At 41.6% G+C, this 7,952-nt stretch carries 8 protein-coding genes and 1 pseudogene; all 9 read left to right on the top strand.

The window, feature by feature from the left end; all coding sequences use genetic code 11:
* Positions 1 to 255: 255 nt before the first annotated feature.
* A complete protein-coding gene (locus tag QQK00_RS18530; RefSeq protein WP_284219182.1) occupies positions 256 to 1,596 on the top strand; it encodes a Na(+)-translocating NADH-quinone reductase subunit A in 1,341 nt (446 codons plus the stop codon).
* 1 nt (position 1,597) lies between these two features.
* On the top strand, positions 1,598 to 2,830 hold the full coding sequence (locus QQK00_RS18535; protein WP_284219183.1) for an NADH:ubiquinone reductase (Na(+)-transporting) subunit B: 1,233 nt from the start codon (positions 1,598 to 1,600) through the stop codon (positions 2,828 to 2,830).
* Complete coding sequence (locus tag QQK00_RS18540; protein WP_284219184.1) at positions 2,820 to 3,584, top strand: Na(+)-translocating NADH-quinone reductase subunit C; 765 nt, start codon at positions 2,820 to 2,822, stop codon at positions 3,582 to 3,584. The genes QQK00_RS18535 and QQK00_RS18540 overlap by 11 nt, the downstream gene beginning before the upstream one ends.
* Before the next feature lie 9 nt (positions 3,585 to 3,593).
* Positions 3,594 to 4,226, top strand: a complete 633-nt coding sequence (locus QQK00_RS18545; protein WP_284219185.1) for an NADH:ubiquinone reductase (Na(+)-transporting) subunit D — start codon at positions 3,594 to 3,596, stop codon at positions 4,224 to 4,226.
* A 5-nt stretch (positions 4,227 to 4,231) separates the two neighbouring features.
* Positions 4,232 to 4,840, top strand: coding sequence for an NADH:ubiquinone reductase (Na(+)-transporting) subunit E (gene nqrE / locus QQK00_RS18550; RefSeq protein ID WP_284219186.1), 609 nt, complete (start codon positions 4,232 to 4,234; stop codon positions 4,838 to 4,840).
* 18 nt (positions 4,841 to 4,858) lie between these two features.
* On the top strand, positions 4,859 to 6,091 hold the full coding sequence (gene nqrF / locus QQK00_RS18555) for an NADH:ubiquinone reductase (Na(+)-transporting) subunit F (RefSeq protein ID WP_284219187.1): 1,233 nt from the start codon (positions 4,859 to 4,861) through the stop codon (positions 6,089 to 6,091).
* Between the two features lie 78 nt (positions 6,092 to 6,169).
* Positions 6,170 to 7,219, top strand: a complete 1,050-nt coding sequence (locus QQK00_RS18560) for an FAD:protein FMN transferase (RefSeq protein ID WP_431307760.1) — start codon at positions 6,170 to 6,172, stop codon at positions 7,217 to 7,219.
* Positions 7,220 to 7,236: 17 nt separating this feature from the next.
* Positions 7,237 to 7,470, top strand: a complete 234-nt coding sequence (gene nqrM, locus QQK00_RS18565; RefSeq protein ID WP_284219189.1) for a (Na+)-NQR maturation NqrM — start codon at positions 7,237 to 7,239, stop codon at positions 7,468 to 7,470.
* 147 nt (positions 7,471 to 7,617) lie between these two features.
* Positions 7,618 to 7,902: pseudogene (locus tag QQK00_RS18570) on the top strand (Y-family DNA polymerase); the annotation flags it as partial.
* Positions 7,903 to 7,952: the final 50 nt, after the last annotated feature.

Here is a 7,952-nt window from a genome sequence, read left to right on the forward strand (position 1 = left end):
TGCTAAAATCGCGCCAGTCAAACGTCGAACGCCGCTATCATGTACGCGGTATCGCTTACAAAAACGACGTTCTGCTGAACAAATAACAATAAAAACAAAGCGTTAAAGGATTTGTTGATGAGTATTTAAGGATCAACGAATTTATATCTATGTGTTGTGAATAATACCTGAGGGATTAGGGACTAATTTAAACTTGCTTGATTAATGAACAGGCACGTTTAAATTGGTTTCTATTTTAAGAGTAGTCAATTGCGTATGATAAAGATAAAGAAAGGTTTAGACCTTCCTATCCTAGGCGCGCCAGAGCAGAAAATTCAGGACAGTGTCCCGGTTTCTAAAGCGGCAATTCTAGGTGAGGAATATAATGGTATGCGCCCAACCATGCATGTGCAGGTGGGTGATGTGGTTAAAAAAGGGCAAATGATATTTGAGGATAAAAAAAATCCAGGTGTCAAATATACTGCGCCCGCATCAGGTGAAGTGGTTGAAGTTAACCGCGGTGCTAAGCGTGTTTTGCAATCTGTAGTTATCGGTATAAAGGGTAACGACTTTGTAGAATTTGCTAAGTTTAGTCCTGAGCAACTCAAAAGTGCAGATCGTCAAGCGATTGTTGATGTGTTGATTGATTCTGGCTTGTGGACGACTATCCGCACGAGGCCTTACAGCAAGGTGCCTGCAATTGATAGCGCGCCAAAAGCAATTTTTGTATCGGTGATGGATACTAATCCATTGGCGGTTGACCCTGAAATTGTCATCGCTGAGCGAAAAGATGATTTTAACAATGGTTTGACAGCGATCAGTTTGCTAACTGAGGGCAAAATCTATGTTAACAAAGCGTCGGGCGCGTCAATAGATGCTACTGGAGAAAAGGTTGTTAACACTGAGTTTTCTGGGCCTCATCCTGCTGGCTTAGTCGGTACACATGTACATTTCTTAGAACCTGTTGGTCCGGGCAAGATCATTTGGCATGTGAATTATCAAGATGTTATTGCCATAGGTGCGACATTGACGACAGGTGAGTTAGATGTAACGAAAGTTATTTCTATCGCCGGTCCATCGGCTAAAACACCAAAAATTGTAAAAACTCAGTTAGGTGCAAGTACTGTAGATTTAACTAAAGACCAGCTAGGCAGTGAACCAACACGTGTTATTTCTGGTTCAGTATTAAACGGCACAACTGCTTCTGGGCCTCAGGCATATCTTGGCCGTTATCACAATCAAGTTTCTCTAATCAAAGAAGACAAAGAAAAATATCTTTTTGGTTGGATTACGCCTGGTTCGGATAAACATTCTGTGACTCGAGCATATTTAGGCCATTTGGGCGGCAAAAAACTGTTCAATATGACGTCAACGACAAATGGTTCTGACCGTTCAATGGTGCCAATCGGTAACTATGAACGCATAATGCCGTTAGATGTACTGCCGACCTTACTTCTGAGAGACATTTTGTCTGGTGATACCGATAGTGCTCAGCAATTAGGGATCTTGGAGTTAGACGAAGAAGATTTGGCTTTATGTACTTATGTTTGCCCTGGCAAATATAACTATGGCCCTATTTTGCGTGAATGTTTAACCAAAATAGAAGCAGAGGGTTAAAATGGGTTTAAAAGCATATCTCGAAAAAATTGAACCCCAGTTTGAAGCTGGTGGTAAATATGAAAAATTCTATGCGCTTTACGAAGCTGCTGCGACTATTTTTTATACGCCTGGTTTAGTCAATAAAGCGAATACTCATGTTAAAGACGCAATTGATTTAAAACGCATCATGATCATGGTGTGGATGGCAACGTTCCCTGCGATGTTTTATGGCATGTATAACGTAGGTGCGCAAGCGCAAGATGCTATTGCAATGGGCGGGGCAATCGCTGATACATGGCAGGCGGGTTTGTTTTCCTCCCTAGGCGGCAGTATCGATGCATCTACCGGTGTATTAGGATTGTTTTTCTACGGGGCGTGTTTCTTTCTCCCTATCTATGCTACGACGTTTGTCGTTGGTGGCTTTTGGGAAGTATTGTTTGCCTCAATAAGAAAACATGAAGTAAATGAAGGTTTCTTTGTTACTTCAGTATTGTTTGCGTTAACGCTGCCAGCAACTATTCCTTTATGGCAAGTTGCTTTGGGGATAACCTTCGGTGTTGTTATTGCAAAAGAAATTTTTGGTGGCACTGGTCGTAACTTCTTAAACCCTGCCTTATCTGGGCGTGCATTTCTATATTTTGCTTATCCCGCACAAATTTCCGGAGATCAAGTTTGGATAGCTGCACAGCTTCCTGATGGTTATTCTGGTGCAACATGGTTGAGTAAATTTACATCTACAGAGGCTGGTTATGTTGGCCAAGAAGGTGCAATGCAACCCGCTTTAAATTTCTGGGACGCATTTATTGGTAATATCCCGGGGTCGGTAGGTGAGGTGTCAACCTTGGCTATCATGCTTGGTGGTTTATTCATTATTTATCTCGGTATTGCTAGTTGGCGCATTGTTGCTGGTGTTGGTTTAGGTGTCGCGTTTTTATCCCTACTTCTTAATTTTGTTGGGTCTGACACAAACACGATGATGAACTTACCTTGGTATTATCATTACGTGATTGGCGGTTTGGCATTTGGTATGTTCTTTATGGCAACTGACCCTGTTTCAGCGTCGTTTACCAATCAAGGAAAATGGATGTATGGTTTCTTTATCGGCTTTATGACGGTATTGGTACGTGCGATTAATCCAGCTTTTCCTGAAGGTATTATGTTAGCGATATTATTCGCGAATTTATGGGCACCATTGTTTGATTACTTTGTTGCACAGAAAAACATTAAACGGAGACTTGCACGTGTCGGCTAAAAAAGAAACTTTAGGTAAAACAATCGGTGTTGTTGTCGCTGTATGCCTTGCATGTTCTATCGTTGTATCTAGTGCAGCCGTTGGATTGCGCTCTTTACAAGATACAAACGCGGCGCTCGATAAGAAGTCAAATATTCTGACTGCTGCAGGATTGATCGAGTTAGCGACGAATAAAAGTGAAATTGACGACGTTTACAATACGCGCGTTGAGGAAAAGTTTGTTGACTTATCTACGGGACAATACGTAGACAAGCCATATGATACATATGACATGTATAAAGCAGCTAAAAACCCTGACTATGCAGTTTCTGTAGAGGGAAGCAACGTTGGCTTTTTGCGTCGCTCATCGGTTGCGAGCGTGTACCATGTTAAAAATGAACAAGGTGACGTAAATCGTATTATCTTACCAGTGCATGGTAGTGGCCTTTGGGACATCATGTATGGTTTCTTAGCATTAGATAATGATGGTGAAACCATTCGTGAGTTGATTTACTACCAACACAAAGAAACGCCGGGGCTGGGCGGAGAGATCCAAAATCCAGACTGGCAGAAAAAGTGGGACGGTAAGCAACTGTATAAGAACGGTGAAGTGGCAATTTCTGTAGACAAGAGCGTTAAGCCAGGTGACCAATATGCGGTAGACGCATTATCTGGTGCGACACTTACCAGCAATGGTGTTGAAAACACATTGCAATACTGGGCAAGTGAAAACGGCTACGGCAACTACCTAAAACGTCAATCTTGGAAATCATAAGGTTCGAAAATGGCTGATACTAAAGAAATGAAAAAAGCCCTGTTCGGGCCTATTGTAGATAGCAACCCCATTGCATTACATGTACTCGGTATTTGTTCTGCGTTGGCAATCACAACTAAATTAGAAACCGCGTTGGTAATGTCTTTGGCATTAACATCGGTTGTTGCATTTTCTAATTTATTTATCTCTCTTATTCGCAACCAAATACCGTCGAGCGTTCGTATTATTGTTCAGATGACAATTATCGCCTCTTTGGTAATTGTTGTTGACCAAATACTAAAAGCATACTCTTATGAGATATCTAAACAGCTATCGGTATTTGTCGGTCTAATTATTACTAACTGTATCGTAATGGGGCGTGCGGAAGCTTATGCCATGAAGTCGCCGCCAATGATGAGTTTTCTTGACGGTATAGGTAATGGTTTAGGGTATAGCTTTGTACTTATCGTGATTGGTACCGTAAAAGAATTGTTTGGCTTTGGTACTATTTTGGGCTTCGAAATTATGCCGTTAGTGCAAAATGGCGGTTGGTATCAAGGGAATGGTTTATTAATATTGCCATTTAGCTCGTTCTTCCTCATTGGTCTAATGATTTGGGCTATTCGTACCTTCCGTCCAGAACAAGTTGAGCCTAAGGAATAATTACGATGGAACATTATATTTCACTTGCTATAAAAGCAATCTTTGTTGAAAACATGGCGTTAACCTTGTTCTTGGGTATGTGTACTTTCCTTGCGGTATCTAAGAAAGTTAAAACGTCTATGGGTTTAGGTGTTGCCGTTATTGTTGTACTCGGTATCTCAGTACCGGTTAATCAAATAATCTATACTAACTTACTTGCGCCAGGCGCATTAGCGTGGGCTGGTTTCCCTGACGCAGATTTAAGCTTTTTGAACTTTTTGACTTTCATTGGCGTAATTGCGGCACTTGTGCAAATACTGGAAATGAGTCTTGACAAGTTTTTTCCTGCTTTATACAACGCGCTAGGAATCTTTCTACCACTTATTACCGTAAACTGTGCAATATTTGGCGGCGTGGCATTTGCTGTTCAGCGGGAATATACCTTGGGCGAAAGCGTTGTTTATGGTGTCGGCAGTGGTATTGGCTGGGCGATAGCGATAGTGTTACTTGCCGCGGTGCGTGAAAAGTTAAAATATGCGGATATGCCAGATGGTATCCGTGGCCTAGGTTCAGTATTTATGATCGCTGGTTTGATGGCGTTGGGTTTCCAATCATTCACCGGTATTTCACTGTAAGGTCAAGAGGAGCAGAAAATGAATCAAGCTGAGATTTACCTCGGTGTAGGTATGTTTATTGCGATAGTACTGATCCTTGTGTTGATCATTACATTCGCTAAATCAAAATTGGTCCCAAGTGGTGATGTACTTATTACCATCAATGATGACCCGGAAAATACAATCACGACGCAACCAGGCGGTAAGCTGCTTGGTGCACTTGCAGATGCTGGTATCTTTGTATCGTCAGCCTGTGGTGGCGGTGGCTCATGTGGCCAATGTCGTGTAGATGTTAAAGATGGTGGAGGCGAAATTCTGCCAACCGAACTTGATCACGTAACTAAACGTGAAGCTAACGAAGGATGTCGACTTTCTTGCCAGGTATCTATTAAGCAAGATATGAAAATTGAGCTACCTGAAGAAGTGTTTGGTGTTAAAAAGTGGGATTGTGAGGTTATTTCTAACAATAACGAAGCAACCTTCATCAAAGAGCTTAAATTGGGTATTCCTGATGGTGAGAGTGTTCCCTTTAGAGCGGGTGGTTACATCCAGATTGAGGCGCCACCTCATCATGTGAAGTACAAAGACTTTGATATTCCTGAAGAGTATCGTGGTGATTGGGAGCGTTTCGGTTTCTTTGATGTGGAATCTAAGGTTGATGATGAGACCATTCGAGCTTACTCAATGGCTAATTACCCTGAAGAAGAGGGAATTATTATGCTTAACGTGCGTATTGCTACGCCGCCGCCTAATAATTTGAGCCTGCCTGCGGGAAAAATGTCGTCGTTCATTTGGTCGCTTAAAGCCGGCGATAAAGTAACAATTTCGGGGCCGTTTGGTGAGTTCTTCGCAAAAGATACTGATGCCGAAATGGTGTTTGTCGGTGGTGGTGCTGGCATGGCGCCAATGCGCTCGCATATTTTTGACCAGTTGCGTCGACTTAAGACTGACAGAAAAATTTCCTTTTGGTATGGTGCGCGCTCACTGAGAGAAATGTTTTACGTAGAAGATTTCGATATGCTTCAAGGCGAGAATGAGAACTTCAATTGGTACGTGGCATTGTCAGATCCTCAACCTGAAGATAATTGGGAAGGTCATACTGGCTTTATTCATAATGTGCTTTTAGAGAATTATTTGAAAGACCATCCTGCACCCGAAGACTGTGAGTTTTACATGTGTGGGCCACCAATGATGAATGCTGCTGTTATCAACATGCTGAAGGACCTTGGCGTCGAAGATGAGAACATTATGTTGGACGACTTCGGTGGTTAGCGAATATAATAACGTTATATAAACAAAAAAAGGGGCTTAGGCCCCTTTTTTATATTCACAAGGTTGCTTACCAAATTTATGCTTATTCGAATAGCCGCATCGTTTCTATTGGTTTTTTCACTAATCAATTTAGTAGCGTGCACATCAAATACACCAAAATATTACGTGGTCTCCGGTCCGACTATGGGGACTACTTACAACATCAAATTCATGTTGTCAGAAACGTCAGCAGAAAGAACATCGCCTCACGAGCTGCGAAATGATGTTGACGATTTGCTTGTTGATATCAATAATCTGATGTCAACTTATATCAGCGAATCTGAGCTTTCTAAACTGAACGACGCGCCGGCAGGCGTGCCTTTTCGTATTAGTGCCGAAACGCAGTATGTGCTTTCAGAAGCAATAAAAATTGGTCAGTTGAGTAACGGAATGTTAGATGTGACAGTAGGGCCAGTCGTAAATTTATGGGGCTTTGGTCCGACGAAACGACCTGACAAAGTGCCATCGCAAGAAAAACTGAACATGATTGCGCCGTATGTCGGTCTAGATAAATTCAAAATAAACAACGGGAATGTAGTTAAATCGCATCCAGAGGTATACATCGATTTATCAACTATCGCAAAAGGATACGCTGTAGATAGGGTGGCAGAATTAATCGAATCAAAAGGTATTCGAAATTATTTAGTGGAAATTGGCGGTGAAATGCGAGTTTCAGGTAAGAAAGCAGGGGAAAAGGATTGGTTAATTGCTGTCGAAAAGCCAGTAACAAATGAAAGAGCGATCCAACGTGTATTTTCAATTGGTGACAATGCTGTAGCGACGTCAGGAGATTACAGAAATTACTATGAGCATGATGGTATTCGATATTCTCATCTAATTGACCCTAACACATTTTCACCGATCCAGCATAAAGTGGTGTCTGTCACTGTTGTCGATAAGTTGAGCTTGCGGGCTGATGGTTGGTCAACGGCGTTAATTGTTATGGGAATGGAAAAAGGATTTGCCTTGGCGGAAGAGTTAGAGCTTGCGGCCTTGTTTATTGTTAAGGATGGCGATGAATTTATTGAATACCCTACATCAAAATTTACTGAACGAGTAACGCCATTAGCGCGTAACAACGAGTCTTAATCAAATTTGAGGTTTAAATGAGTACTTTTATTCTAGCATTTATGTTTTTCTTGCTAATGGTTTTAGCAATGGGTGTTGGTTACATTTTCCAGCGAAAGAGTATATCCGGGTCTTGCGGCGGTTTAGGCGCCTTAGGGGTCGAAAAAGCCTGTGATTGCCCGGAGCCGTGCGATAGAAAAAAAGCAAGACTGGAAAAAGAAGCGGCTAGAGAAGCTAAATTGAAAGCGTGGAAAGACAACCAAATTGTGTAATGTATAAAAATAGCGACTTGATCATCGACACATTTTTATGTTCATTTTGGTACACATATTTTATTAATACTTAAAAAAAGTTAATAAAAATTAATTTTATATTATACTGAGTAAATATACAGTGTATATGCATTTGGTTTTTATGCTTTGAAAAAATTCATTCACGTCGATATGGATGCATTTTATGTATCTGTAGAAATACGAGACAATCCAGATTTAAGAGATAAACCGGTTGCCGTAGGCGGAAGCTCGCGGCAACGAGGTGTATTATCTACATGCAACTATATTGCTCGGCAATACGGTATTCACTCGGCCATGCCGACCGCACATGCAGTCAAAAAATGTCCAGATCTAATTGTTGTGCCCGGACGCATGGATGTTTATAAAGATGTAAGCGAGCACATTAGACGTATATTTAGGCGTTGGTATGACTCCCCACGTCAAGTAAAACGCAACAATCTTGCCTGATCCTGTAAGCCTAA

Source organism: Agaribacter marinus (genome assembly GCF_030160655.1).
In the GTDB taxonomy this organism is placed as follows: domain Bacteria; phylum Pseudomonadota; class Gammaproteobacteria; order Enterobacterales; family Alteromonadaceae; genus Glaciecola; species Glaciecola marina.

Coding starts and splice junctions, on each gene's coding strand:
- QQK00_RS18530 (WP_284219182.1), top strand. CDS start 256: ATGATAAAGATAAAGAAAGGTTTAGACCTTCCTATCCTAGGCGCGCCA.
- QQK00_RS18535 (WP_284219183.1), top strand. CDS start 1,598: ATGGGTTTAAAAGCATATCTCGAAAAAATTGAACCCCAGTTTGAAGCT.
- QQK00_RS18545 (WP_284219185.1), top strand. CDS start 3,594: ATGGCTGATACTAAAGAAATGAAAAAAGCCCTGTTCGGGCCTATTGTA.
- nqrE (WP_284219186.1), top strand. CDS start 4,232: ATGGAACATTATATTTCACTTGCTATAAAAGCAATCTTTGTTGAAAAC.
- nqrF (WP_284219187.1), top strand. CDS start 4,859: ATGAATCAAGCTGAGATTTACCTCGGTGTAGGTATGTTTATTGCGATA.
- QQK00_RS18560 (WP_431307760.1), top strand. CDS start 6,170: ATGCTTATTCGAATAGCCGCATCGTTTCTATTGGTTTTTTCACTAATC.
- nqrM (WP_284219189.1), top strand. CDS start 7,237: ATGAGTACTTTTATTCTAGCATTTATGTTTTTCTTGCTAATGGTTTTA.